Origin of the sequence: Salinibacterium amurskyense, assembly GCF_002797685.1 — a bacterium.
Lineage (GTDB): Bacteria > Actinomycetota > Actinomycetes > Actinomycetales > Microbacteriaceae > Rhodoglobus > Rhodoglobus amurskyensis.
Genome location: NZ_PGFH01000002.1, coordinates 1 through 26,112 on the forward strand (window position 1 = coordinate 1; position 26,112 = coordinate 26,112).

Annotated in this window: 25 protein-coding genes and 1 rRNA gene; 12 read left to right on the forward strand and 14 right to left on the reverse strand. The window is 63.1% G+C overall.

Going from position 1 to position 26,112, the window contains the following annotated elements:
• Both rrf and CLV85_RS09100 read left to right on the forward strand, forming a co-directional pair.
• Nucleotides 1-84, forward strand: a 5S ribosomal RNA gene (gene rrf / locus CLV85_RS09095); the annotation flags it as partial.
• 83 nt (nt 85-167) lie between these two features.
• On the forward strand, nt 168-1,085 hold the full coding sequence (locus CLV85_RS09100; protein WP_100389328.1) for a class I SAM-dependent methyltransferase: 918 nt from the start codon (nt 168-170) through the stop codon (nt 1,083-1,085).
• A 17-nt stretch (nt 1,086-1,102) separates the two neighbouring features.
• Here CLV85_RS09100 and CLV85_RS09105 read toward each other — a convergent pair whose 3' ends face one another.
• Together CLV85_RS09105 and CLV85_RS09110 are read right to left on the reverse strand one after the other, a co-directional pair.
• On the reverse strand, nt 1,103-2,542 hold the full coding sequence (locus CLV85_RS09105) for a sensor histidine kinase (protein WP_147433362.1): 1,440 nt from the start codon (nt 2,540-2,542) through the stop codon (nt 1,103-1,105).
• Nucleotides 2,539-3,243 (reverse strand): response regulator transcription factor, encoded by a 705-nt coding sequence (locus CLV85_RS09110; protein WP_100389330.1) that lies wholly within the window; start codon nt 3,241-3,243, stop codon nt 2,539-2,541. The genes CLV85_RS09105 and CLV85_RS09110 overlap by 4 nt, the downstream gene beginning before the upstream one ends.
• 84 nt (nt 3,244-3,327) lie before the next feature.
• Here CLV85_RS09110 and CLV85_RS09115 point away from each other — a divergent pair, with 84 nt between their 5' ends.
• From CLV85_RS09115 to CLV85_RS09135, 5 genes are all read left to right on the forward strand, one after another.
• Nucleotides 3,328-4,395, forward strand: coding sequence for a YHYH protein (locus CLV85_RS09115; RefSeq protein WP_100389331.1), 1,068 nt, complete (start codon nt 3,328-3,330; stop codon nt 4,393-4,395).
• Nucleotides 4,396-4,449: 54 nt separating this feature from the next.
• Nucleotides 4,450-5,526 carry a YHYH protein gene (locus CLV85_RS09120; RefSeq protein ID WP_100389332.1) on the forward strand — a complete coding sequence of 359 codons (1,077 nt, stop codon included), beginning with the start codon at nt 4,450-4,452 and terminating at the stop codon, nt 5,524-5,526.
• A gap of 4 nt (nt 5,527-5,530) precedes the next feature.
• Nucleotides 5,531-6,685, forward strand: coding sequence for a HupE/UreJ family protein (locus CLV85_RS09125; protein ID WP_147433363.1), 1,155 nt, complete (start codon nt 5,531-5,533; stop codon nt 6,683-6,685).
• 111 nt (nt 6,686-6,796) lie between these two features.
• Nucleotides 6,797-8,257 (forward strand): aminopeptidase P family protein, encoded by a 1,461-nt coding sequence (locus CLV85_RS09130; protein ID WP_100389334.1) that lies wholly within the window; start codon nt 6,797-6,799, stop codon nt 8,255-8,257.
• Nucleotides 8,258-8,304: 47 nt separating this feature from the next.
• Nucleotides 8,305-9,762: an SPFH domain-containing protein gene (locus tag CLV85_RS09135; protein ID WP_100389335.1), complete on the forward strand. Its 1,458-nt coding sequence runs from the start codon at nt 8,305-8,307 to the stop codon at nt 9,760-9,762.
• A 112-nt stretch (nt 9,763-9,874) separates the two neighbouring features.
• On the opposite strand, the gene CLV85_RS13360 is transcribed toward CLV85_RS09135, so the two are convergent.
• From CLV85_RS13360 to CLV85_RS09170, 8 genes are all read right to left on the reverse strand, one after another.
• Complete coding sequence (locus CLV85_RS13360) at nt 9,875-10,018, reverse strand: MetS family NSS transporter small subunit (RefSeq protein ID WP_121626136.1); 144 nt, start codon at nt 10,016-10,018, stop codon at nt 9,875-9,877.
• A complete protein-coding gene (locus CLV85_RS09140; RefSeq protein ID WP_100389336.1) occupies nt 10,015-11,598 on the reverse strand; it encodes a sodium-dependent transporter in 1,584 nt (527 codons plus the stop codon). The genes CLV85_RS13360 and CLV85_RS09140 overlap by 4 nt, the downstream gene beginning before the upstream one ends.
• A 179-nt stretch (nt 11,599-11,777) precedes the next feature.
• Nucleotides 11,778-12,854 carry a C45 family autoproteolytic acyltransferase/hydrolase gene (locus tag CLV85_RS09145; protein WP_100389337.1) on the reverse strand — a complete coding sequence of 359 codons (1,077 nt, stop codon included), beginning with the start codon at nt 12,852-12,854 and terminating at the stop codon, nt 11,778-11,780.
• Nucleotides 12,851-13,678, reverse strand: coding sequence for an ABC transporter ATP-binding protein (locus tag CLV85_RS09150; protein WP_100389338.1), 828 nt, complete (start codon nt 13,676-13,678; stop codon nt 12,851-12,853). Before CLV85_RS09150 ends, CLV85_RS09145 begins: the two co-directional genes overlap by 4 nt.
• On the reverse strand, nt 13,675-14,472 hold the full coding sequence (locus tag CLV85_RS09155) for an ABC transporter ATP-binding protein (RefSeq protein WP_100389339.1): 798 nt from the start codon (nt 14,470-14,472) through the stop codon (nt 13,675-13,677). The genes CLV85_RS09150 and CLV85_RS09155 overlap by 4 nt, the downstream gene beginning before the upstream one ends.
• Entirely contained in the window at nt 14,472-15,299 is an 828-nt protein-coding gene (locus tag CLV85_RS09160) for an ABC transporter permease (RefSeq protein WP_100389340.1), read from the reverse strand. The genes CLV85_RS09155 and CLV85_RS09160 overlap by 1 nt, the downstream gene beginning before the upstream one ends.
• Nucleotides 15,296-16,237, reverse strand: coding sequence for an ABC transporter permease (locus CLV85_RS09165; RefSeq protein WP_100389341.1), 942 nt, complete (start codon nt 16,235-16,237; stop codon nt 15,296-15,298). Before CLV85_RS09165 ends, CLV85_RS09160 begins: the two co-directional genes overlap by 4 nt.
• A 69-nt stretch (nt 16,238-16,306) precedes the next feature.
• Nucleotides 16,307-17,941: an ABC transporter substrate-binding protein gene (locus CLV85_RS09170; RefSeq protein ID WP_100389342.1), complete on the reverse strand. Its 1,635-nt coding sequence runs from the start codon at nt 17,939-17,941 to the stop codon at nt 16,307-16,309.
• 134 nt (nt 17,942-18,075) lie between these two features.
• On the opposite strand from CLV85_RS09170, the gene CLV85_RS09175 reads away from it, so the two are divergent.
• Complete coding sequence (locus CLV85_RS09175; RefSeq protein ID WP_100389343.1) at nt 18,076-19,113, forward strand: LacI family DNA-binding transcriptional regulator; 1,038 nt, start codon at nt 18,076-18,078, stop codon at nt 19,111-19,113.
• A gap of 28 nt (nt 19,114-19,141) precedes the next feature.
• Here the strand turns inward: CLV85_RS09175 and CLV85_RS09180 are convergent, their stop codons facing one another.
• Entirely contained in the window at nt 19,142-20,509 is a 1,368-nt protein-coding gene (locus CLV85_RS09180) for a flavin monoamine oxidase family protein (RefSeq protein ID WP_100389344.1), read from the reverse strand.
• A 367-nt stretch (nt 20,510-20,876) separates the two neighbouring features.
• Here CLV85_RS09180 and CLV85_RS09185 point away from each other — a divergent pair, with 367 nt between their 5' ends.
• Nucleotides 20,877-21,167: a hypothetical protein gene (locus CLV85_RS09185; protein WP_100389345.1), complete on the forward strand. Its 291-nt coding sequence runs from the start codon at nt 20,877-20,879 to the stop codon at nt 21,165-21,167.
• Between the two features lie 294 nt (nt 21,168-21,461).
• On the opposite strand, the gene CLV85_RS13365 is transcribed toward CLV85_RS09185, so the two are convergent.
• Nucleotides 21,462-21,611 carry a hypothetical protein gene (locus tag CLV85_RS13365; protein WP_157847489.1) on the reverse strand — a complete coding sequence of 50 codons (150 nt, stop codon included), beginning with the start codon at nt 21,609-21,611 and terminating at the stop codon, nt 21,462-21,464.
• A gap of 306 nt (nt 21,612-21,917) precedes the next feature.
• Here CLV85_RS13365 and CLV85_RS09190 point away from each other — a divergent pair, with 306 nt between their 5' ends.
• Genes CLV85_RS09190 through CLV85_RS09200 form a run of 3 tightly spaced genes read left to right on the forward strand, consistent with a single transcriptional unit; the run spans nt 21,918 to nt 24,486 of the window.
• Nucleotides 21,918-22,880: a metal ABC transporter substrate-binding protein gene (locus tag CLV85_RS09190; RefSeq protein ID WP_100389346.1), complete on the forward strand. Its 963-nt coding sequence runs from the start codon at nt 21,918-21,920 to the stop codon at nt 22,878-22,880.
• Complete coding sequence (locus CLV85_RS09195; RefSeq protein ID WP_100389347.1) at nt 22,877-23,617, forward strand: metal ABC transporter ATP-binding protein; 741 nt, start codon at nt 22,877-22,879, stop codon at nt 23,615-23,617. The genes CLV85_RS09190 and CLV85_RS09195 overlap by 4 nt, the downstream gene beginning before the upstream one ends.
• A complete protein-coding gene (locus CLV85_RS09200; RefSeq protein ID WP_100389348.1) occupies nt 23,614-24,486 on the forward strand; it encodes a metal ABC transporter permease in 873 nt (290 codons plus the stop codon). The genes CLV85_RS09195 and CLV85_RS09200 overlap by 4 nt, the downstream gene beginning before the upstream one ends.
• 47 nt (nt 24,487-24,533) lie before the next feature.
• On the opposite strand, the gene CLV85_RS09205 is transcribed toward CLV85_RS09200, so the two are convergent.
• Nucleotides 24,534-25,280 (reverse strand): metal-dependent transcriptional regulator, encoded by a 747-nt coding sequence (locus tag CLV85_RS09205; RefSeq protein ID WP_100389349.1) that lies wholly within the window; start codon nt 25,278-25,280, stop codon nt 24,534-24,536.
• A gap of 101 nt (nt 25,281-25,381) precedes the next feature.
• A complete protein-coding gene (locus CLV85_RS09210) occupies nt 25,382-25,924 on the reverse strand; it encodes a hypothetical protein (protein WP_100389350.1) in 543 nt (180 codons plus the stop codon).
• Nucleotides 25,925-26,112: the final 188 nt, after the last annotated feature.

Sequence of the window (26,112 nt, forward strand, 5' to 3'; positions counted from 1 at the left end):
TACATTCCGAACCCGGAAGCTAAGACTCTCTGCGCCGATGGTACTGCAAGGGGGACCTTGTGGGAGAGTAGGACACCGCCGGACTTAAATTGTGAGAAAGCCACACCCTTCGGGGTGTGGCTTTTTTGCGTTAACCACCCACCCGCCAAACCGTGAGTTTGTCGCCGATGCTTCCTGCACGCGTCACTCAGGACTACATTCATCGTGTGGTTCAACGCGAACCTCTGTGTCACAACTCTTTAGACCGGCGGTGCGTCGTGAGTGTCCAGGATCAAGGCTCGTTTGCCCAGCAGGCCATCGCGGAAAATTACCGCCGGTACCTTCAGCCCTATCTTTTCGACCCGTGGGCGCAGCTCCTTGTAAGTTCAGTAGACCTGGAGCGCGGGCAGACGGTGTTCGACGTGGCAGCCGGCACCGGTGCAGTGACGCGCGCCGCAGCATCCGCCGTCGGGCAAGCGGGCAGAGTGATCGCCTGCGACATCAGCGGCCCGATGCTGGCTGCATTGACCGAGGCTCAGCCGAGCGGGTCGGGCGCGGCAATAGAAACTCTCGTGTGCTCGGCCACCGCAATCGACCTGCCGGACTCATCCGTGGATGTCGCCTTCTGTCATCAAGGCTTACCCTTCATGCCCGATCGCGTGGCGGTGGCTCAAGAAGTGTTGCGTGTGCTGCGGCCGGCGGGAACTGTCGCGGTCGCCGTCTGGGCTCTCGGCGCTCCGCTCTACCCCTTTGACCGGTATGCCGAGTTCATGCTGAGCCGGATGCCGGAGTCACCTTTTGCGCGAATTATGGCCAGCGGCGCACTCTCGATGACAGCGCTCTCGGTGGAGTCAGCGCTGAAGGACGGCGGGTTCCGGGAGGTTAGTGCTCACGACGAGAAGCTCACGGTTCGTTGGGACTCGGCGGCGGCTGAAGCTCGCGGGATCACCGGGACGCCATTTGCTGCGGAACTTGCTCTTCTCCCCGCGGATGATCGATCTAGCTTTCTGAAGGATCTCGCAAAGTGGCTCGCTGACGACGAAGGAGAACCGGTTTCGTACTCCACGACGGCTGTGTTCGGATTCGGTGTTGCGCCGAGCAAGTAGCGTCAGCGCTTAGGTCGTCAGGGCGCTACGGGGGCGAGGGGGAGGTGCAGCGCGAAGGTCGCACCGCCTCCGGGGGTAGGCCGCAATTGCACCGAGCCGTGATGCTGGATCGCGATCTCCAGAGTGACGGCGAGCCCGAGACCGGCGCCGTCGTGACTGCTCCGTACGCGAGACGGGTCTGAGCGATAGAAGGGCTGGAAGATCTTGTCGCGTTCGTCTTCAGGGATGCCGGGGCCATAATCCACGATGCTGACTATGGCTTCGGCCTCGGTGAGGCTCGCCATGAAAGAGACTGCAGTGTCGTCGGGGGTGTGGCGGCACGCGTTCGCGCCCAGGTTGAGCAGTGCCTGATGCAACTGGGCCGCGTTGCCCGCCAACGAAGCGTGGGAGATGGCGGTGAGGTCGGCGTCGATGGCGCGGGAGGGGAACGCGACCCGCAGGTCGTCGATGACATTTTCTGCCACGGTGACAAGGTCTACGCGTTCATGTTGAATCTCGAGCGGCTTGCCGTCCCGCACGAGTTGCAACATCGAGTTGACCAGCACGTTGAGGCGGATGCTCTCGTCGCCGACACGGGACATCGCCCGGTCGAGTGCTCCGGGAGTGGACAGCATGTCTTGCGCGTAGAGGTCGCTGTAACCCTTCAGGGCGGTTAGTGGGGTGCGGATCTCGTGAGCGACATCCGCAAGCAGACGACGCATGTCATCCCGGGCACGAGTGGCATCGGCGGCGGACTGCTCGCGTTCGGCTAGAGCGTCGCGCAGGCGGTTCACCATGCGATCAATGTCGGTGGTCAGTTCGGCGATCTCACGGGATCCGCCTGCCGGAACGATGGGGATCTCTAGCTCGCCATCGGCAATGCGCGTGACGCTGCGAGCGACTCCAGCGATCGGGCGAGCAATCTGGCGGGCCAAGAACCACGCCATTGCCGCTTCGAGCAGAGCGATCGTGACACCGCCGGCGACGAGGGTGCCGCGCAGGCTGGCGAGAGCCGCGTTGTAGGTGTCGAGCGATAGTGCGGTGATGCGTACGACACCTTCCGGACTCGGCGAGAGGAGTACGCGGTAGTTATCGACCGTCACGGTGGCGCTCGACGTCACGGCGCCGAAGTACGTGAGGTCTTCTGCAGTGAAGGGGTGCGTGATTCCCTGATTGTCGAGCAGGGTGCCGTCGAGCGAGATAGTGAACTGAACTGGAAGGGTCGAGTCATCCACTCCGGAAGTAGGCGGCTGCTCGGTCTCCGCATCGGGTGCCGGGCGAACGCCAGAGGGCTCGGGCGCGTCAACGGCGGGCGGCGGAAGGTTGGATACTTCGGCACGGGCGAGTTCGGCATCCACTTCGGCTAGGCGAAGCGAGCGTTCACTGACATCCACAGCGACGGCGAAGGCGAGGAATCCGACCAGGATTGTCGCAAGAACGGGGAGCAGCAGCATCCACCGCAGAGAGAGGCGCCTCACGGAGCATCCTCGCGCAGAACATAACCTATGCCGCGACGAGTATGTATAAGTGGCGGATGCCCGTCGTCGAGTTTTCGGCGAAGATACCCGATGTACAACTCGACAACATTCTCACTGCCGGTGAAGTCGTCTTGCCAGACCTCAAGCAGAATTTGGGCCTTCGAAAGCACGACCCCGCGATTGCTCATCAAGTAGTGAAGGAGGCGAAACTCGGTGGCCGAGAGATCGACAGGTTTTCCGGCACGACGTGCTTGATGGCCGGCGAGATCAAGAGTAAGCGAGCCAACCTGCAGCATCGAGGGTGCCGCGGTGGGGTTGGTGCGACGCAAGATGGCCGCAACGCGAAACACCAGCTCGTCGACGGTGAACGGTTTGGTCAGATAGTCGTCGCCGCCCGTAGCAAAGCCGCGGATGCGATCTTCGGGTTCTGCCAGCGCAGTGAGAAACAGGATGGGGGTTGTTGACCCGGTCGCGCGCAGGCGGCGGCACACTTCGAGGCCATCGATGCCGGGGAGCATGACGTCGAGAACGATGAGATCAGCGGGCTGGGCGAGCGCCGAGGTGAGCGCCTGATGGCCATCGGCGACGCTCGTGACAGCATGCCCCTGAAAGCTCAAGGCGGTGGTGACGACATCGCTAATAGCCTCGCTATCCTCGGCGACGAGGATGCGGTGGGCGGGAGACTGCGGTGTGTTCGACACTCGCCGAATCTAGCAAGAAAAACTGTGCCAAAGTTGTGGCGAATTCCACAGCGTGACCACAGCAACCGCGCTGAGGGTGTCACTATGAACACAACTGTACGGCGCGACATCCGCCTCAAACGTCCCCCGCTGTTCGCGGGCGTGCTCGTCCTGTCAGCCCTCGCGCTGGCTGCGTGCGCTTCAGCTGACACCACCAGCTCGACCTCAACCGACGATGCCACGACTGCCGTTGCCGCGGGTCTCGACCTCGACCTCTTTGTCGATGGCGCCATTGTTGGCGACCCTGCAACCGTTGACTGCACTCTCAATGGTGGAGCCGAAACGACCTGTTACGAGATCACGATCTCGGGCTACCCCACTGATCATGAGATCGGGCCCTTCTGCCCCGACACGACTTCTACTTCAGCTGACGACGCTGGCATCTGGTTCGACGGCGAAGCTGTCTACGACCTCGATGGGGAGTTCATCGCGAACCTCGCCGAGACCTACGGCGACGACGGTTGGCACATGTACGACGAAGACGGCAACGTCTACGTCACCGATACCGCTGAGGCTTTCGAAGCCGCTGCGCGACCGGATGTCGACCCCGAGTACCAGAACTACTGCATCGAGGGTAGCTACGACTTCCTCGACAACGGTGAGCCGATTGAGTCGACCGTGCTGATCCCCACGACCCCCGTCGCTGCTGACGCTTCAGCGGCACCGCAGGGCAACCAGGGCATCACGCTTGACGGCGTGGTCATCGCCGAGTCCGCTCCCGTTGACGCCATCCTCGGCGCCTACACGATCGCCTCATTCGACGACTGCGGTGGACACTTCAACCCCTTCGAGGGCTACCACCTGCACGGTGCAACCGGATGCTCCGAGAACGGTGAAGCCACTGACGGCGAGACCGCAATCTTCGGTTACGCCATGGACGGCTACGCCGTGCACAGCCCCTACAGCGAAGAAGAACTCGCGAACGTAGAACTCGACGACTGCAACGGTCACTCGACCGAAGAACTCGGATACCACTACCACGCGAACTCTGCTGAAAAGAACCAGGTCATCCAGTGCCTCGTTGGCCAAACAGTAGCCAGTGACGACGCCGCCGGCGGCGCTCCGGCTGGTGGGCCGCCCGCAGGTGGGCCTCCGGCAGAACCCAACGAGTAGCCCTCACTGCGACTGCAACTGATCATCTCTGACTGAAACCTCAGGAGAACTATCGTGACTACATCCGCTCGGCTCGTGCTCGTGCCATTGGCCTGTCTGGTGTTGCTGGCCAGCGCCTGCGCTTCGGCTGACACCGCAACCGACGGCGACAGCAGCAGCTCAGCAACGTCGGCCACCGACGTTGAGGTTGCCGCACTGTTCGCTGACGGGGCGCTCACCGCAGACCCCATCACGGTGGACTGCACCCTCGAAAATGGCAGCGAGACAACCTGCTACCAATTCGAGGTGGACAGCCTGTCGACGGCCGTTGATTCTGACGGACCGTACTGCCCGGCGACGACATCGGATGTCGGCGGTATTTGGGTGTGGGACGGCGAAGACCCCGGGCTGTATGCGCTCGATGAGGACTTCTGGGATCTCATGTCGGCTCAGGGATATGAGTTTGCAGACGAGAACGGCGACGTGACGATCGTGGACCCTGCGGGCGGAGCTCCGTCGTCATCGACGACAGAGAACTCCTGCCTGCAGGCCACGCCGGATGACAGCTACCACCTGCAGGTGCTGATCCCGACGACTCCCGAGCTTCTCGATGAAGCCACGGATCTGTCGACGATCTCGCAGGTCGGCCTCGCCTTTGACGGCGTGACGATCTTCGGCGATGCTCCCTCGGTGGGAGACACCGGCGGACTGCCAGCACTTGATGCCTGCGGTGGCCACATTGACCCCTCGGGGTACTACCACTGGCACTTCGGTGCCGAGTCGATCCAGTCGAACTTGGATGCCGCGGGCGCGAACGTATCGTGCGCGATCGAGCAAGACAACGAAGCTGCCGTCGCATTCTCCTATGACGGCTACGTGATCTACGGCTCGGAAGAGGACGGCGCAGTACCCACCGACCTCGATGAGTGTGGTGGACACGTCTCCGACACTGAAGAATTCGGTGAGGTCTACCACTACCACCTCAGCACCGACTCGCCCAACCTGCCCGTCTGCCGCGTGGGAGCCAGCGCGACCGGCAACCTCACGAGCCCGGATGGCGAAGGAATTTCCTTGCCGAACGGTAGCGGTGGCGGCAATGGTGCACCCGCGGGTGGACCGCCCGCCGGTGGCCAGCCTGGACGAGACGAGTAGTTAGTTGCACCATTTAGCAACCGCGGCACCCCAGCGCGGTGGGCTCTCGCTTCGAGCGAGACTCATCGCGCTGGCGGTGCTTGCCGCAACAGTTGTTGCCGTGATTGTGCCAACAGCAGCGTGGGCCCATGACGGTACGAGCGAAGCGCTCACGCTGACCGTCGATCAAGGGCGGGCAGTCGGTACCGGGCTCGTTGAATTCGCCGAACTGGGTCTCGAAGACACCAACGGTGACGGACTGATCGATGCCACCGAACTGAGTGAGCAAGAAGCCACGGTCGCCGCGACTCTCGTGGAGACGTTGCGCGACAACGTCACCCTCGCGGTCAACGGCGAAGAGCTCTCGATCATCGGGGCTGGGCTGTCGTTTCGCAACACCGACAGCAGCACCGACAGCGAGCTCGAGGCATCCGAATATGTTGGAGTCGCGTTCGCGTCTTCTGAGTTTGAGGGCGACCTCAACGAACTGACGGTGTCGTGGTCGTTCACGTCGCCCAGCAACGCCATCCTGTTCTCGGATGCCGACAGCGCGATTCTGGGACACCTGAGCGACGACGGCGTTGTCTCCTTCGCTCTCGGCACCTGGGCCACTGCCACATCCTTTCTTATGCAGGGCATCGACCACATCCAGTTCGGCCCCGACCACCTTCTCTTCTTGATCGTGCTTGCTCTCGGCGTCGTCGGAGTGAAAAAAGGCCGCGCCGTCTGGTGGCCAGCAGTGAAGCTCGTAACCGCGTTCACCCTCGGGCACGCCATTAGTCTGTGCCTCGCCTACTTCGGTCTCGTGAACATTCCTGCCGGTGTCGTTGAGCCGCTCATTGCGCTCTCGATTGTGGCCGCCGCCGTGCTCGCCCTGCGCCGCAAAGCCGCAGAGTACCGCTGGTGGATCGCCGGCGTCGTAGGCCTCGTTCATGGGCTCGGCTTCGCCTCGAGCCTGTCGAGCCTGGGCCTCGTCACCTCAGATCATGTGATCGCGCTTATCACCTTCAACCTCGGCATCGATATCGCTCAGACCGTCGTGGTGCTGATCGTGCTCGCCGTCGCCCTGCTGCTGATGCGCTGGGTGCCGAAACGGTTCGAGATCCTGCGAATCATCGTCTGTGTCGCCATCGGAATCATGGGGTTGTTCTGGACGATTACGCGGGTGCTGCCGCTCTAAGCGTCAATCTGTCGCGGCCCGCCGCCATAGTGGTGGACGTAAAATGGAGACACAACTTCTGTCGCCGGGCGCACCGCCGACAGCCAGTTCTCTGCTTCGAAAGGCTGCGCCATGCACTCGACTTCTGACTCCCACCCGCACACCGCTCCGGCAGCGTCAGTGCCGCACCCTGATCGTGGCGACCCGCGCTTGCCGCACTTGCGCAACGCAACCGGGTTCATCGAGTACATGGAAACCGGGTGGGCTACTCCCGATCGCACGCCCGACACCGTGCCGGGCATCGCCGCGGCCACGGCAGCGCACCGCGAGCGGTTGAGCCCCGCGTTTGCCGGCCGCACGATCGTGGTGGTCGGCGGCGTCGCGCCCGTGCGCGTGAACGACAACTATTACGGGTTCCGCCCCGACAGCAATTTCTTCTGGTTGAGCGGATGCTCGGCCGAAGACGCCGTGCTCGTGATGAGCCCCACAGCCGGCGGCCACGACGCGACGCTCTTTATTCCCGCTCCGGCATATCCCGGTGAGGCAGACTTCTTTGCGGATGCCGCCCACGGTGAACTCTGGGTCGGCTCCGCCCCCGGGATGCCCGAGTGGACTGCCGCGCTGCAGATTGAGACGCGTCCGCTCTCGGAACTCGATGCGGCTTTGGCCCGCGCGAGCGATATCGCGCTGACGGGATCGCTGCACGGCGCCCGTTCGCTGTTGCGCGACATCCCGGTCTCGCACGATCTTGGTCGGGTGCTCTCGGAAATCCGCATGATCAAAGACGAGTGGGAAATCGCCGAACTGCGCGGTGCCGTGAATCACACCATCGAGGGCTTCAAGGCGGTCGCTCGCGAGATTCCGCAAGCCATCGAGTTCGGCGGCGAACGCTGGTTGCAGGGCACCTTCGACCGGTACGCGCGCACCGTCGGCAATAGCACCGGGTACACGACGATCGTCGGCAGCGGAAAGAATGCACCCGTGCTGCACTGGGTGCGCTGCGACGGCCCCGTGAATCCCGACGCTGCCGTGCTGCTCGACATGGGAGTGGAAGCCCGCTCCTTATATACGGCGGATGTCACGCGCACGCTTCCGGCATCCGGAACGTTCTCGCCCGCCCAGCGCCAAGCGCACGACCTGGTTGAGAAGGCGCACCGTGCGGGGCTCGCGGCGGTTGGCCCCGGCAAGATCTTCAGCGACTTTCATCTCGCGGCGCTCGAAGTGATTGCGACCGGTCTGCACGACTGGGGCATGCTTCCCGTCTCGGTCGACGAAGCGTTGAGCCCGCAGGGCCAGCACCACCGCCGCTACATTGTCTGCGGCATCGGTCACCACCTCGGCCTCGATGTTCACGACTGCGCACAGTCGAGCTATTCCGCCTACCAGAGCGGCGAACTCGTGCCTGGAATGGTCATGGCTGTCGAGCCCGGACTGTACTTCCACGAGTGGGATAACACGGTGCCACCCGAGCTGCGGGGCCTCGGCGTGCGCATCGAAGACAACGTGATGGTCACCCCGACCGGCCACGAAGTTCTCTCCGAAGCACTGCCAATCACGGCGGATGGCATTGAAGGGTGGATGCGCGGCCTCTAACCAAGGACAATGGGGAGAGATCGCTCATTTTTTTGAAAGGTGCATACATGGAAATCTTCGCCACTGGCGGACTCGTCCTCCTCATCGGAATCGGGGTGGTCATCCTTGTTGTACTTTTCTTGGTCATGTTGCTGATCGCTCGCGCCTGGTTCAAGGTCGCCCGAGCCGACGAGGCTCTCGTCGTTTCGGGACGTTCGCAAAAGGACTCCTCGGGTAAAGACTCCGCCGTCACGGTTATCGTCAACGGCAAGGCGTTGGTCAACCCGATCACGCAGCGCCACGAGACAATCTCGCTGCGTTCGCGTCAGGTATCGATGACCGCTGAAGCGCAGTCGGCCGACAACGTGACGTTGCAGGTTGAAGCGGTTGCGATCGTGAAGATCGGTTCGGACCCGATGCTGGTTCGTCGCGCTGCTGAGCGTTTCGCCTCGCAAGACCAGGCCATCGAGCAGTTCACGACAGAGCAGCTCGAAGGTGCTCTTCGTGGTGTTGTTGCCACGCTGTCTGTTGTTGAACTCATGCGTGAGCGCAAGAAGTTCTCTGACCAGATCGCAACGGATGTCTCAACTGAGCTTGCCGAGCAGGGCCTCATTCTTGACTCCTTCCAGATCAAGGGCATCGGCGACAAGGTTGGCTACATCCAGTCGCTCGGAACCCCGCAGATCGAGTCGAAGCGTCGCGAAGCTGAGTTGGCTACTGCCGACGCAAACCGCGAAATCTCCAAGCGCAACATCACCGTTGCCGAGGCGAACCTGATCGAGCAGACCGCGCTCGACAAGAACACCGCAGACTCCAAGGCCGAGGTCGGTAAGGCTAACGCTGAAGCCGAGCAGGCCGAAGCTCTCGCTCGTGCCCGTGCCGAGCAGGGCGTTCTACAGCAGCGTGCTGAGAACCGTCAGGCGGAGCTCGACGCTGACGTGAAGCGTCTTGCTGACGCCAACCTGTACAAGGCGCAGAAGGATGCCGACTCCGACGCTTACCGTCTCGTCAAGGGTGCAGAAGCTCAGGCTCAGATCGCCGCCGTCGAAGCTGAAGCAGTGCGCGTTCGCGCCGCTGCCGACGCGGATGCCACCCGCCTTGCCGGTGAAGCAAAAGCTGCGAGCATCGAAGCTGAAGCCGCGGCTCTCGCCAAGCACCAAGACGCGCTTCTCGCTCAGCGCGCCCTCGAAACCCTGCCGCAGGTTATGGAGCAGTGGGCCAAGGGTTACGGCCAGATCGGTTCTGTCACCGTTATCGGCGGCAGCGGAGCCAGCGGTGGAGACACCGTCGGCACCGAAAGTGCTGTTGCGCTGCGTGGAACGTTCGAGTCGATCAAGGCTGCAACCGGCCTTGACCTCGCGTCGATCATCCAGGGCCGCACCGTTGGTCAGGCTGTTGGTGAAGGCGCTCGTGGAGAGTCGAACGACAGCACTCGCGGCGCCACGCTCGCGCAGGCAGCAAACACCGTCGCGAATGCGGCACCTCAGTCGGTTCCGGCCGCTACCGAGGGCGACACGGCTGAGTAGCGTTTCGCACCTCAACTAGAACGGCAATGGCCGGGCATCCTCACGGATTCCCGGCCATCGTTGTTTTTGCCGTTAGGGGCGACGGGGGCGCGTGCCAGTCGCGCCTCGAGCGCTAGTCGTCGTCGCTCACGAGTTCTGAGCCCTCGGGATATACGTCGAGCTGGGGCTTGCGGGCGAGGAAGACGATGCTCGCGATGAGGCCGCCCCACACGAGCACGGCGGCGATGATGAAGAACGTGATGGCGATGCCGCTCATTTCTTGAGCTCCTTCAATGCTTGGGCGCTAGGCCACGGGGTGAAGTCATCCGGATCGTGCTTCCAGCGCAAGGCGGTCATGGTGATCGCGCCGATCAGGATCACCGCGATGGTGCCCCAACCCGCAATCGCGAGGTACCAGAGCGGGTAGCCCTCGTAGCCTTCCGTGACGAGCACGATGATGCGTTGGATGAGCATGTAGAGCAGCACGGCGGGCGCCAGAATTCCGACGAGAAGCTGCCAGATTCGCCCGACCTTGAAGGTGGAGACGGCGTTGAGGTGGCCGGCCAACTCTGGCCCCTTGCGGAAGACCCAGATCACGAGGATTGTCGCCGCAATTGCCGCACCGACGATTCCAACGTTGTTGGCCCACTGGTCGACGGTGTCGAGCGTAATCAAACCGGTGGTGGTCGAGAACAGCAGTACCGAAACAATGGCCAGCACTAAGCCGACCCGCAGCGATGCCTGGCGGGCGGTAATGCCGAACTTGTCTTGGAACGCGGATGACACGACCTGCAGTACTGACAACAGCGAGGTGAACCCGGCCATCACAAGCGAGCCGAAGAACAGTGCCCCGAAGAGTGGCCCGCCGGGCATTTGCGAGACGATCGCGGGGAACGTGATGAACGAGAGACCGACGCCGGTGAGCCCCTCGAGCTCGTCGACACCGACGCCCTGTTGGAACGCAAAGAAGCCGAGCGTCGCGAAGACACCAATGCCGGCAATGATCTCGAACGACGAATTGGCGAACGCAACAACGAGAGCGGGCGCCGTGACGTTTGCCTTGCGGCTGCGGTACGAGGAGTACGTGATCATGATGCCGAACGCGATCGACAGCGAGAAGAAGATCTGGCTGTAGGCCGCGATCCACACGCCGGGGTCGCTCAGGGCGGAGAAGTCAGGAGTGAAGAGAGCATCCAACCCGGTCATCGCGCCATCGAGGAACAGAGCGCGAACCACGAGGATGAGGAAGGCCACGACGAGCAGCGGCAAGAAGATCACGTTGGCGCGCTGTACGCCCTTGGCAATGCCGGACCCGAGAACGGCGAGCACCGCAACCCACACGAGCACGAGGGGGATGAGCACGGCAGGCACGAACTGCGCGCTAAAACCGGGGTCTGAACGTTGCAAGAACTCCGTGATGAAGAACCCGGCAGGGTCGTCACCCCAACGCAGGTCAAAGCTGAAGGTGAAGTAGCTGGCGGCCCACGCGACGACGGCGGCGTAGTAGACGGCGATGACGATGCAGATCCAGACTTGGAACCAGCCAAGCGACTCTAGCCACTTGCCCGCCTTGCCGCCGAGGCGACGGAAGGCGGTCGGTGCTGAACCGCGAAAACGGTGCCCGATCGCATAGTCAAGAAAGAGAATCGGGATGCCGGCCGTGACCAGTGCGATCAGGTACGGAATCAGGAATGCCCCGCCGCCGTTCTCGTAGGCGACACCGGGGAAGCGCCAAATGTTGCCGAGACCCACGGCGGAGCCGATGGCCGACAGGATGAAACCCAGCTGGCCCGACCACTGCTCACGAGGCCGTGAGGCGACCGTTCCGTGTGCTCCCGAATGCTGTTGCGCTGACACAGTTGCTCCTCTGCGTGATGGTCACCCGAATGACCGTCGCTGGGGCCGCCCCGAAATAGCGACCCGCTACCCCCGAAGGAGTGTTCTCACGTTAACACCGTGGGGTGCCAGATGGCGACATGTGACGGCGGCAGGAAGGCGGCGTCTGCGCGAATAGTGGTGGGCCAGCAGTCTGAAAGTTAGGCGCTCGCCGCCACCAATCGCACGGTCGTTGCGGTGCCGACATCCTTTGGCGAACCGGCCGAGACGGTCATGGTGCGGGCAACGGCATCCAGCGTCACGGTGGCGAGCGTGGCCCAGCGGTCGCCGAACACGGAACCGGGAGCCGGCACGCAGCACAGTTGAGCGGCATCGCCGGGCTCCGACAGCATGTACGGAATAAGGTCGAGCGCCACCTCCGGTAGCGGCTTTGCGGCGACCCGTTCGACGAGCACGTCGTAGCGCGCTTGAGTGTCGGGGTCGTACAGGCCGAGCTTTTCGCCGGTGCTGAGCACGGGATCCAAGAAGTGGTTGGTGTGCAGCAGTACGCCATCGGAGGGCTGCAGCACGGCAGCGCCTTCGGGGTTCAGCTCCACAATCACGGCACCCTCGGGGCTGACGACCGTGATCGCACTTGAGGTGCTGACCGGGGCCGTGCGCAGAATCTCCACGGCCTCGGCGAGAGTGGATGCTTCGGCAAGCACGCGGGCGCCGACCAGATGAACGGGCACGCCATCCGGGCGGTCAGAGGTGTGGCCGAGGATGTTGAGCATGATCCCGACGCCGGCATCGTTGATGCCGATCTTGCTGAGGATGCCGTGCTCCGTGAGGCCCACAAAGTTGCGGGGAGTGCCCGAGACTTCGTGCAGGTGCCAGAACGCGGAGAGCTCTTCGTGCCAGTCCCACGTCTGAGCGCTCACCGGGTTGCCGGCGGCGTTCACGATGGTGGAGCATTCACCAGGCTTCGCGCCGACCGAGCGCGACAAGATCTCGGTACGCGCATTGAGCGCTGCGATCTTCCACAGCGGAATCTTGCTGCCTTCGGCAACACCGCGCATCTCGTTCGCGAGATCGGCACTCCACTCGGCGGTCGCAACAACAGCCTGCTCACCATGCTTCTGCACATCGGCGCGGCTGATGCCCGACGTCTCAAAGAGGTCGAGGTAAATCTCGATTCCCTGGCGCAGAGCGTCGGCGGTCGCGAGTCCGCGTGAGAGGCCGCGGTGAAAAGCATCTGCCGAATCAATGCGGATGATGGTGGGTGTCGTGCCGGTCATGAAGCGATCTCTTCTCGAAGCTTGGCGATCATTCCGCGTTGCGGCTTCCAGCCTGGGCGCGGAGCGCAGGCAAGCAACAGGCGGGTGTACGGATGCTGGGGTGCGGTCAGTACCTCGGTGGTCGTTCCGCGCTCAACGATGGCTCCCTTGCGCATCACCACCACCTGGTCGGCGATCATCTGCACGACCGAAAGGTCGTGAGTGATGAAGAGATAGGTGAGGCCCTGCGAGATGCGCAACTCAGCCAAGAGCTCCAAGATCTGCGCTTGCACCGTCACATCGAGAGCCGCGACCGACTCATCGAGCACGATGACGGCGGGGTTCGCGGCCAGCGCGCGAGCGATAGCAACGCGCTGTTTCTGGCCACCGGAAAGTTCGCTCGGCAGGGCATCCAAGAACCGTGTCTCGAGGCCGACCAGAGTGAACAGTTCGGCGCAGCGTTCGCGGCGAGCAGCTCCGCTGAGCTTGGAGTGCGCTCGCAGAACTTCGTCGACGGCCACGCGAACGGGCAGGCGACGGTTCAGCGAGCTTTGCGGATCTTGAAACACCATCTGGATGTCACGGGCTCGGCGCCGAAGCTCCTTGCGATTCGCGCGCGCTGCCACGGGTTCACCGTTGACGGCCACCTCGCCGGAGTCGGGTGTTTCGAGCCCGACGATGATGCGCGCGAGGGTTGTCTTGCCCGAACCGGATTCGCCCACGACGGCGAGGCACGAGCCTTGGTCGATCGTGAGGGAGACGGCATCGAGCGCCGTCATCCGCTTCTTGGGCCCGGTGGGGAACGTCTTGGTTAGGTTGGTGACGATGATTCCTGGTGTGGTCATGGTGTGGTGTCGCCTTCCAAAGTCCAGGTGATTCCTGCGGGGCGTGATTCCATCAGCGTGCGCGTGTACGGATGCTGGGGGTTGTCACGAAGCTGCTCGGGCAATCCGATTTCCACAATTTCGCCATCTTTCATGACGGCGATCCGGTCGCACACTGCGGCGGCGAGGTCGAGGTCGTGGGTGACGAAGAGCATGGCCATGCCGAGTTCGTGGCGGCATTCGTCGAGGATCGCCATCACTTCGGCTTGCGTGGTGACGTCGAGGGCGGTGGTGGGTTCGTCGGCGAGCATGAGTCGCGGCTTGCCGGCAATCGCGCCGGCAATGACGACGCGCTGCAGCATCCCGCCCGACAACTGGTGGGGGTAGGAACGCAGCACGCGATCGACGGCGTCAATGCCGACCTGCTCGAGCAGTTCGCCGGCCCGCAGCCTCGCGGTGCGAGTGGGCTGGCCCTGAGCGTCGTGCATTCCCTCAATGAGGTAGCGCTCAACGGGCAGTACGGGGTTGAGAACCGCGTGCGGATTCTGGGCGATCATCGACACATCGTTGGCCCGCATCCGTCGCAATTCTTCGCCGCGAAGGGCGCGAACGTCGACGTCGTCGAGAGTGATGGAACCGGTGACTTCGGAGCCGGTGGGTTCGATCTGCAGAATCGAGCGTAGTGTCATCGACTTACCGCTGCCCGATTCGCCAACGAGGCCGACAGCTTCGCCCGCCGCAACGGAGAGGGAGACGTCGCGCAGAATCTGGCGGTCGGGGCCAATGGTGAGCGAGAGGGTGGTGATATCGAGCATCAGGCTTTCCTCCCTGCGGCGGCACGGCCGCCGAGTCGTTCGCCGACATAACCTACAGCGGCGACGGTGATGACGATGCTGAGGCCAGCGAGCACGCTCTCAGCGGGGTAGCCGTTGAGCAGCGATTGTTGGCCGTTCGACACCATGAGCCCCCAGTCAGCTTCGGGTGGTTGAACACCCAAGCCGAGGAACGACAGTGCGGCGAGCTCGATCATGGCGAAACCAAAGTTGATCGTGGCGCCCGTAACGATGAGCGGGGCAACGTTGGGTAGCAGGTGCCGCACCGTGATGACGGCGCCGGGGATTCCCTGCAGTTCAGGCGAGCGGATGTACGGCAAGTTGCGTTCGCGCATCGCCATGCTGCGCACTACTCGCGCCGAGTACGGGATGTACGCGACGGCAAGAGCGAGCGCTGCGGTGGTGAGGCTCGGGCCGAAGACCGCAATCGCGAGCATCGCGAGCAGCAGGTTCGGAAAGGCGAAGAGCAGGTCGAGAACGCGGCTGAGCGCCGAGTCAACGAAGCCGCCGAACCAGACCGCGGTGAGCGCGATAGTGGTGCCGAAAATGGCGGTGATGACCACCACGATGAGCGGCCCGGTCAAGCTGGAGCGAGCTCCCCACACCAGGCGCGAGAAGATGTCGCGGCCGGCTTGGTCGGTGCCAAACCAGTGCTCGGCAGACATGCCCTGGTAGCGCTGGGTGACCGATCCGATGGTCGGATCGTAGGGGGCAATGATGGGGGCGAGGAGCGCACCCAGAACCACCACGAGGATGATTCCGCAGGCGATGAGGCCCAGCGTGCCCATTCGTTCAGCGAATTGTTTCATCGGGTCTGCTGCACTTTCACTCGCGGATCGATGGAGGCATAAAGGAGGTCAACCAGAAGGTTGATCACACCGAAGGCGGCAACAAGCACAATCGCGATGGCTTGAACAACCGCGAAGTCTTTACGCTGCACCGCGTTGACGAGAAGGGTTCCGATGCCATCGAGCGTGAAGGCGTATTCGACGACGAACGAGCCGGCAATGAGGCCCGCGATGTGAACGCCGACAATCGTGCTGACCGGCAGCATCGAGTTGCGGATGACGTGGCGGCGCATCACGAGACCTTCCGCTACGCCGCGAGCTCGTGCCATGACCGAATGTTCGGAGTCGCGCTCTTCGCGAATGGACGTGCGAGTGATGCGCGCCACGACCGCCGACGACGGCAGAGCGAGCGCGAGAGCAGGGAGGGAGAGGTGCCAGATGCGGTCGAAGAAACCGTCACCCGAACCAAAGACCGGGAACCAGCCAAGGCCGACGCTGAAGATGCTCATCAGGATGAGGGCGGCGAAGAAGGTGGGGATGGCGAAGCCGAGGTTGGAGCCGAGCAGCACTACCTTGTCGACGATTCCACCCTTGGTACCGGCGAGGATGCCGAGACCGACACCCAACACGACGATGATGATGGCGGCAAGCGAGACCAGCATGAGCGTGGTCGGCAGACGGCCAGCGAGCAGATCTCCGACATCCTGCTGATTGGCGAGCGAGCGGCCGAAGTCGCCCTGAAGAACGTTGATCAGCCAGTTCCAGAAACGAACGAGGAACGGATCATCGAGAGAGTACTGGGCGCGAATAGCGGCGAGCACGTCGGGACTAACGGTTCGCCCTTGAACCAGAAAGTTCTCCGGGCTGCCCGGCGCCGCATACATGGCGGCGAAAACAAGAAAGCTGGAGGCTATGAGGACCCCGATGAGGGCCGCCAGTCGTCGAAGGATGAAAGTCACTGCAGTGTCTACTTCCGTGGGGATGAAACCCGGGGGCTGCCAGCCGAAGCGGCAGCCCCCGAGCGTGGATTATTCGCCCGAAGCGCCGAGGTCGGCAGCCCAGGGGTAGTACAGGTAGACGAACGATGCCGGAGCACCCGTTACGCCATCCGCCATGAAGAGTCGAACGGCGGGGTCAACGATCGGGATCCACGGAAGGTCTTCCATGGCAGCTTCCTGAACCTGGTTGACGAGCAGTGCGCGCTCGCTTTCGTCGGTGGCTGCTGCGGCTTCGCTCAGGAGCGAGTCGATCTCGGGGTTGCTGTATTCGCTGTAGTTCTGCGAACCGTCGCTGCCGACAATGGCACGGAGGAACGAGAGCGGGTCAGGCACATCCATGTAGTTGTAGGTGACGAAGGCGTCGTGACCTTCACGTGCGGCGGGGTCGGAGAAGAACGCGCCGAACTGCGCGCTGGGAACACCTTCGGGTTCAACCGTGAGCCCGATTTCGCGAGCACCGTTGGCGATTTCCGAAATGATGTCGGCGTAGTAGGTGCGCTCCGAGGGGTACACAATCGAGATCGGCTGAGTGATGTCAACCGTGGCACTCTCGAGAACCTTCTTGGCTCCTTCGATGTCGATCGCGGTTTCGGCGAGGTCATCGCGACCTGCCGTGAACTCGCTGTCGCCGTAAGCCCAGCCGTTGTTGGGTACGAGCGAGCGGGAGGCGGTAGCCGTGCCCTCGAAGACCGTTGCGGCGATGGCATCCCGGTCGGTGGCCATCATGAGAGCCTGGCGAACAGCGGGGTCAGCAAAGGCGCCGTTTCCGGTGCCGATGATGGCGACGAGCTGAAGCGAGTTGCCGAGGTAGAGCGTTCCGGCTTCGGAATTCTCCAGTGTCGGCAGCGCTCCGAGCGGCACATCGTACGAACCGTCGATGGCGCCGGTGTCGAGCGCGGTAGCGATCGAGGCGGAGTCAACGATGAAGTTGATGTCGACCTGAGTGGTCTTAGCCTGCTTGGCGGTGTTCCAGTAGTTTTCGTTCTTGATGAGCGAGATCGACTGACCCTGATCCCATTCGCCTACCGAGTAAGGGCCGGTGCACATGACCTGCCCGGTGGGGTTTCCGTAGCTGTCGCCGGCCGCTTCGCGGTGCGCTTGCTGCACGATGGTTCCCGCGGGAGTGACCATGTAGGAGTTGAAAGTGGCGTCAGGTTCCGTGAGTGTGACGGTGACTTCCCAGTCATCCGTCTTTTCGATCGAAGCGATGTTGCTGATGAGGCCGCCGGCCCAATAGCTGCCTTCGTTGGCATCCGCGTGGCGACCCAAGCTGAACACGACGTCGTCGGCGGTCATTTCGGCGCCATCCCAGAACTCGACGCCCTGGCGGATTGTGTAGATGTAGGTGAGGTCATCGGGGGTGTCGACCTTTTCGGCCAGCCCCGGCTCAATCGAGAAGTCGGGCTGCAACTGCATGAGGCCCTCACACAGGTTGGCCACCACGGTGTTCTCGGGATAGTTGAACGACTTGATCGGGTCGATCGACGCTGGCTCACCGAACGGGAGGTTCCAGGTCACCAGATCGAGCTCGCCGGTTGCCGCGGGAGTCGTAGTGAGAAGGTCGTCGGTGTCGATGCTGGATGAGGTGTCGCTGCTGGTGCCTGCGGCACAGCCGGTGAGCGCGATGGCAAGAATGCTGCCGATCGCTATTGCTTGTTTCTTCATTGAATTGCTCCTAGGTAGATAGAACCTGAACGCTAAGACGCTTGATGTGTGTGAAAACCTAGTCGACCAAAACGTTTTGGGGGAGATATTGCCAAAACGTTTTACATTCCGGAAATGAGCGCTAACCTGCCAGAGTGAGTACTGCGCGAGGACGTCGACGATCAACCATCCACGATGTGGCGAGGCACGCCGGGGTCTCCATCACCACGGTTTCGCACTCCCTCAACGGCAAAGGAGTGGTCGCGAAAGCCACGCGCCAACGCGTGATCGAGGTCGCCGCCGAGCTGGGGTATAGCGCGGATGCCATCGCTCGCGGGCTGCGCAGCAACCGGCTCGGATTGCTCGGCCTCGTCATCCGCCCGCTCGATACTCTCGGCTCGTATCAACCCGAAGGTGTCGACTACTTTCTGCGGTTCGCCGGCGCTGCAGCGGTAGAAGCTTTGGACTGCGGTTACGGTCTTGTGCTCATGCGCGACCCCACCGCCGGCAACGCCCCCGGCATCGCGCTCGCGGCCGACGGCTTCATCATTTCTGACCCGCTCGCGGGCGACCCGGTGATCGATTTGCTCACCCGAAACGCGATCCCACTTGTTGCGGTGGGGCGCGATGTTGAGCGACCCGACTTCACCGCCTGGCTTGGCGGCGGCACGCTGCGCAACGTCGATAGCGTCATCGCGCATCTGCACGAACGTGGGGCCAAGCGCATCGCTCTCGTCACGGGAACCGACGACAACTCGTGGAACGCCGACAGCGAGAATTCGTACCGCGAGTGGGCTGCCGAGAACGACCAATCGCCGATCGTCTACAACCAAGACGAGCGACTGGGCGAAGAGGGCGGTCGTGAGATCGCCGACCAACTGCTGGCCTCGGATGCGCCGCTGCCGGATGCGATCTATTGCCTCACGGGGCGGCATGCGGCCGGCATCCAAGCCGGCCTGCAAGCCGCGGGCTGCCGGATTCCGGATGACGTGATGATCGTTGCCGGCTCCGACTCCGAACAGACCCGCAACAGCACCCCGCCGATTACCTCGGTTGACCTCGCGCCGGAAGCGACCGCGAAGGCCGCCGTCGCGTACCTCGTGGCGCTTCTTGAAGCCGCCGAAGACGACCAGCCGGCGCCGCCCGAGATCGAATACGACATTCGAGACCGGGCGTCGACCCGACGGGGTTAGGGCTGCGCTGCTGGGTTAGAGCGCAGTGTTAGAGCGCAGCGGTGAGGGCGTCAAAGGGGAGTGCGACCCCGAGAATGTTTTCGGCCGCGCGGTGACCGGAGCGTAGAGCCGCGGTGACGGTGGCTGGGTCATCCGTCCACGTTGCTTCGCCCGCAAAGTGCAGCACGTTCTCGACCGGCGTGGCCATCAGGTCGTGGTCGTCGGGCGTGGATCCCGGGCGCATGTACGCGTACGACCCGTACGAGTAGGGGTCGTCTTGCCAGCGCGTCACGAGCACTTGGTCGGGGTGCTCGACGCGCTCGCCGTAGAGCCCGCGCAGAGCATCGAGAACCGACGAGCTGATCTGCTCATCGCTCCACTCGCGCGCCTCGATAGCGCTAGGGCCGGCCGCGAACGTGAGCAGGGTGGGAACGCCGTGCAGGTCGGTGAGGTCGTACCAGGAGTGCCACCACTTGCCCGCCTCGCCCTGTTGGCGAATCGCGTAGACGCTCTCATCCCAGAATCGAGTGGGAAAGCGCAGAAAAACCTTCTCGAAATTGTTCATCTCGAAGCCGTCGATGGCGTGAGTGAGCCATTCGGGCAGCGCCGGCTCGAATGTGAGATCGCCGCTCTTGAGCACCCCAATCGGAACTGTCACGACCACTCGGTCTGCCGTGAAATCGCCCTGCGCGGTCGACACCGTTGCACCCTGCTTCGACCAGCGGATGCCGGTGACCACATGCTCGAGACGCACGTCGAGTCCCTGCGCGAGATTGCTTGCCAGCTCGTCGTAACCGTCGGGGAACACCACCTCGTCGCCCTCAACAGTGTCATCGTCGAGACCGTGCGCATCGAGCAACCCGGCGTGCACGCCGTACTGCTCCTCGGAGCGGTGCAGCACGAACTCGCGCACGCGCTCCGCCCGATCGGGGTTCCAGCCGAGGGCGGAAAGCGCGGCGTCCATTGCCTGCTCATACGACGAGCCGAGAGTGGACGCCTGCACCGCCGTCGCAAGATGGGCGTCGAAGGTGCGTACGTCATCCGCGAACTGGGCGACAGCGTCGTCGCTGAGGCGCTCGCCGGTGGGGCTGTAATAGGCGATGGGGCGACCTGTGGGTTGGTAGCTGCCAACCGTGAACTCGGCCGTGCGCATGCCGAAGGCGTTGACGATAGCGGTGAGGGGGTTGTCGTCGATGCCGTGAATCCAGGATGCTCCGCGGTCGGTGGCGACGTCGCCGGAGCGTTCGGTGAAGGTGCGGCCGCCCGTGCGGTCGCGGGCTTCGAGCACGAGCACGCGTTGGCCCGATTGGGCGAGAAAGCGTGCCGCCGTGAGTCCGGAGACTCCGGCGCCGACGACGATCGTGTCGAAGGTTGTCGCAGCCGGGTCGGCGGTGGGCGCGCTAGCGAAGTCGGTCATGAGGTCACAATAGCAATGTGGCGCCGGGTTCGGTTTCCCGAAACCGCGTCAGTCTCAAGCTGAGAGAGTAGACAGGTCAGCAAAATGTGAGAGATCATTGATTTCAGTGCATCTCGGTGTGGTGAGCCCGTGTCTGGGATACACAACATCTGCGCACCTGCTTCCACGGTTCGCTGAAGCCGCAACTTGTTGGAGGAATATCATGAGACGTTTGCTGCCTGCGGCCCTGTGTGCCGGAATGCTGATATCTGTTTCTGCGTGCACCCAAGTCGAGCCGCCATCGCCCACCGAATCTTCGTCAAGCGCAGCGTCAACCTCAGCGGAGGACGGCAACGTTGGGCTGTGCCATTCACTCTCAATCGAACTCATGACGGTATACGGCGTGGTCTCGGGGTATGAGGCCGGCGAGTTGAATAGGGAATCGTTCGACTACATGATTGCCACTATTGCCGACGGCTTCCCGATCCTCGGAATCTTGCACAAGGACGCCCTTTTGAGCAGCCAAGTCGACGACCTGCGTTCGGCAATTACGGAGCTGGCCGCCGACGGTGCCGAACCAACCGTGGGGGACGCGTCAGCGTTGGGAGAAGCGACGACGGCCCTCGCTGTCGAATGCGATGCAGTCGGCGCACCTTTGAGCTTCTACCAGCAGCCATAGGCGAGTCGCCTTCGTGTGACTCAGTGAGGCGACCAAGCGACACCTAGCTCGGGCCGCGTTGGGCGTCGTTCTTTTTGGTCCGCCCCAACGCCGTGAATCCAGGATGCTCCGCGGTCGGTGGCGACGTCGCCGGAGCGTTCGGTGAAGGTGCGGCCACCCGTGTGGGCGCGCTAGCGCTGTCGGTCATGAGGTCACAGCAGCAACGCGGTGTTGGGTTCGGCTGACCTTGACGTCGGTTTGGGGTGGACCCCACGTGGACGGTTCGTGACCACGACGGTCCGTAAGGGGAACCTGTTACGGTCGGTAGTCTTCGCGGTCTTCGTAGAGTGCGCGAGCGCTGGGATCCGCGCTTCGGCCACCGTTGGCCGCTCCGCCTAACTGGGTAAACACGAATGCCAGGCGCTTAGCGACCCGACCCATCACATTGAGAAACCGTGTGAACATCGTTGGTCCCTTCTGGTGACCTCAACTGTATTCGGCAACGCAGTTCGACTGCAATGCTCCCCTCCGCATCCCGGAGTTCCAACGGTGTCACAAGCGGAGCGCCGAACGCGCTGATGTCGTCGCACACGCTTCGGCCACTCACCCAGAAGCTTCGGGGCGACCATCTCGGCGAACTCATGCACCGGAAGATCGTGCGTGCACTTGAGGCCACGAAAGAATCGCAACTCTTGCTGGTTCACCGCATTTTCGAGGAACTACGTCTTGACGTAGTTTCCTAACGAGGCTCTCCCAACATAGGATCAGAACATGGGAACGAGAGCCGCAACAGGTCGCACGCACGCTGTGCGCACGGCGCTGATTGCTGCTGCGGCATCCGCTCTTCTGCTCGGTCTTGCTGGCTGCATGGCGGCTTCGGAAGCGGGCGCAACGACTGACCCGAACGACGACCGCCCCGTCGTGCTCACGACCTTTACGGTGCTCGCCGATATCGCCGAGAACGTGGCCGGCGACAACCTGCGGGTGGAATCGATCACGAAGGTGGGGGCCGAGATCCACGGCTATGAACCCACGCCCGGCGACATCGCCAAGGCGGCCGAAGCTGACCTGATTCTCGACAATGGGCTCAACCTTGAAGCGTGGTTCGCGCAGTTCGTCGATGGTCTCGACGTGCCGCACGTTGTCGTTTCTGACGGTGTCGACACCATCAACATTGCCGAAGATGCCTATGAGGGGCTGCCCAATCCGCACGCGTGGATGAGCCCGCTCAATGCGCAGATCTACGTCGACAATATGGAGGCCGCGTTCGCTGAGCTCGACCCCGAAAACGCTGCCGACTACGCCGCGAATGCTGAGGCGTACAAGGCGGAGTTGCAGCTTGTGCATGATGAGCTCACCGCAGAACTGGCCGAACTTCCCGCAACGCAGCGGGCGCTCGTCACCTGCGAAGGAGCGTTCTCGTACCTCGCGCGCGACTCCGGCCTGACCGAGCAATACCTGTGGGCGGTCAACGCCGAGCAGCAGTCGACGCCGCGCCAGATCGCATCCGTTATTGAGTTCGTGCGTGCCAACGACGTGCCCGCGGTGTTCTGCGAATCCACTGTCTCCGACCGCGCGATGCAGCAGGTTGTCGAAGCAACCGACGCTAGCTTCGGCGGAACCCTCTACGTCGACTCGCTCTCGGAGGAAGGCGGCCCGGTGCCCACGTACCTCGAGCTGCTGCGCCACGATGCCGACATCATCATCGCCGGGCTGACCGGAGCATCCCAGTGAGCGCGCCTGCCATCGAAGTGCGCAACGTCACCGTTCATTACGGCGATGTGCTCGCGCTCGACAACGTGAGCCTCAGCCTCGCGCCGGGCCGCATCTACGGCCTCATCGGCATGAATGGTTCGGGAAAGTCCACGCTCTTCAAGACCATTACCGGGATGCTGCGCCCCGACCACGGAACCGTCACGTTGGCCGGTCAGCAGCCCGCGCTCGCGCGCAAGGCCGGAGCGGTCGGCTACGTTCCGCAGAGCGAAGACGTCGACTGGGCGTTCCCGCTCTCCGTGCGCGACGTCGTGATGATGGGCCGCTACGGGCACATGGGTATTGCCCGCCGCCCAAAGGCCGCTGATAAGGCTGCCGTCGCGGAGGCCCTCGCCCGCGTAGAGCTCACCGACCTCGCTGACCGCCAAATTGGCCAACTCTCGGGCGGCCAGAAGAAGCGCGCATTTGTGGCGCGCGGCATCGCCCAGGGCGCGACGATCCTGCTTCTCGACGAGCCCTTTGCCGGGGTCGACAAGCGCTCCGAGGGAACGATCACGAAACTCTTGCGCGAGCTCGCCGCCGAGGGCGCCACGGTTCTCGTCTCGACCCACGACCTCAATGCGCTGCCGAAACTCGCCGACGAAGCGATCTTGCTGATGCGCACGGTACTGCTGCAATCCACTCCCGCCGAGGTGCTGAAGCCCGAAAACCTTGCGCGGGCCTTTGGCCTCGATGTCACGGTGGGAGACGCAGAATGAACCCTCTCGACTTCCTTCTCGAACCCCTGAGCTACGACTTCATGGTGCGGGCGCTCGCCACGAGTGTGACCGCGGCAATCGTGTGCGCGGTGCTGTCGTGCTGGCTGGTCCTCATCGGCTGGTCGCTCATGGGCGACGCCGTCTCGCATGCGGTGCTCCCGGGTGTCGTGCTCGCCTACGTCGTGGGCGCGCCCTTCGCACTCGGTGCTGTCATCTTCGGCTTCCTTGCCGTCGCCCTCATCGGCATCGTGCGAAACACGAGCCGCATCAAAGAGGATGCCGCGATCGGCATCGTCTTCACCACCCTGTTCGCGCTCGGAATCGTGCTCATCTCCGTCACGCCCTCGCAGACCGACCTCAACCACATTATCTTCGGCAACCTCCTCGGAGTCTCCTGGGCCGACCTCGCGCAAGTGCTCATCCTCGGCGCGATCACGCTCACGATCCTGCTCGTGAAGCGCCGCGACTTCACCCTCTACGCCTTCGACGCCACCCACGCCCACGCGATCGGCCTCAACCCCAAGGTGCTCGGCGCTGCCCTCCTCGGGCTCCTCGCCCTTACCGCGGTCGTCGCGCTCCAGGCCGTCGGCGTCGTTCTCGTCGTGGCGCTGCTCATCATCCCCGGCGCCACCGCGTACCTACTCACCGATCGCTTCTCGCGCATGCTCGTGATCGCCCCGGTAATGTCGGCGCTCGCGGCCATCACCGGGCTGTACCTCAGCTACTACCTCGACACGGCATCCGGCGGCATGATCGTGCTCGTCGAGGGCTGCATCTTCGCGCTCGTTTACCTGTTCAGCCCCACGCAGGGCGTGATCGGCAAGCGACTCGGTGCGATGAAGCGGCAGCGGATGCTCGCCGCCCAGTAAGCGCGAAGACACCGCCTGCGCGCAGAACCCGCGCGGTGCGCCTCAGGTCATTCCGTGAGGGTGCCGCCCGATACGTAGAGTGCGTCGGTCGCGCTCCGGCCCAAGCTAATCGGCACAGCGGATTGGCGCACTGCACCGTCATTCGCCTCGCCCCGCGCCTCACCGCTCGCGCCGCCGGCGTCACCGACCACAACAACCTCAAGCGCATCCGAATACGGCGCCCCGGCATTCACGCTGAGGGTCGCTTCGAACACGATGCCGCGCTCTTCGAAGAACTTGAGCAGCTCGGGGTCGTCGTCAGAGATGCGTTCGACGATGACAGTGCTGCCGGGGGCGATGCGGGAGAGCTGCACGGCATCCGGGATTGTGATCACGCCGTCGGCGCTGGGGATGGGGTCGCCGTGCGGGTCGCGGGTGGGGTGTTCGAGAAACTCATCGATGCGTTCGACCATGAAGTCAGAAACAGCGTGCTCAAGGTTTTCGGCTTCGTCGTGCACTTGGTCCCAGCCGTAGCCGAGCACGCTCACGAGAAACGATTCGATGAGGCGGTGGCGGCGAACCATCGCCACGGCGTGGGCGCGACCCACGTCGGTGAGGGCGATGGAACCGTAGCGAGCATGATCGAGGAAGCCTTGATCGGTGAGGCGACGCACGGCATCCGAGACGCTCGAAAGCGTGTAGCCGGTGCGTTCAGCGATCACGGTGGCGGTGACGGGGGCATCTGACCATTCGGAAAGACTCCACACGGTCTTCAGATAGTTCTGGGTGCTGACCGAGAGCTCTGTGACCGACATGCGCCCAGTCTAAAGCCGAAGATTCAAGTACGGGTAGACGTAGTTAAAGGCGTTTGCCCCCGCCCGGAGAACATCAGGCGGGGGCAAACGAGTGAAGAAAGTTAGTTGAACATTCCGTCGAGACCAAGGTCACCGGTGATGCCACCGATGAGGTCGTCGGTGTCGATAACACCGTCGAGGATGTCGTCAACGTCCACTACGTCAGTCACGTCGGTGACCACGTCGGTCGCGTTGTCTACAACGTCGGTTACCTGAGTGGCGTTATCTACAACGTCAGAGACGTTGGCGTCGTTCGCTACGTCAGACACGTTCGCGGAGTCGCTCACGTTGCCGACTGCAGTGTCGTTACCGGATGCCACGGGTGCGTTGACCTCGTTGCCGGAAGCAACAGCGTTGCCGTTGAGGAGGTCACCGTTGAGGATGCCGCCGCCGAGGATGTCTCCACCCAGAAGGTCAACGTCGCCGACCTCGGGTGCGACGACGACGGGGATGTCGGTCTGCTTGGGCGAGGAGTAGGAGTATGACTTCGTGGAGGTGTAGCTGTCACCGGTGGCGGCCATGGCGGGAGCAGCGGCTCCCACAGCGATCAGGGCTACTGCGGTAGCGGTCGCGCCGAGCGTGGTCTTATTCGTGAATGCGTTCATAACTGAACTCCTTCTTACGTTGTCAGCCTCCGTAGAGGCCCTGCGTCTCGAGGCTTTCCCGAGCCGCAATGAGTACTCCGGAGCGAGACTGTGACCGGTTTGGGGGTCATTTCGAAAAAGTGTGAAATCGGGCAATCTGGGCTGCGGATGCGGGGTGTCGGGGGCCTCGGATCCGTATGTTTCTGGGG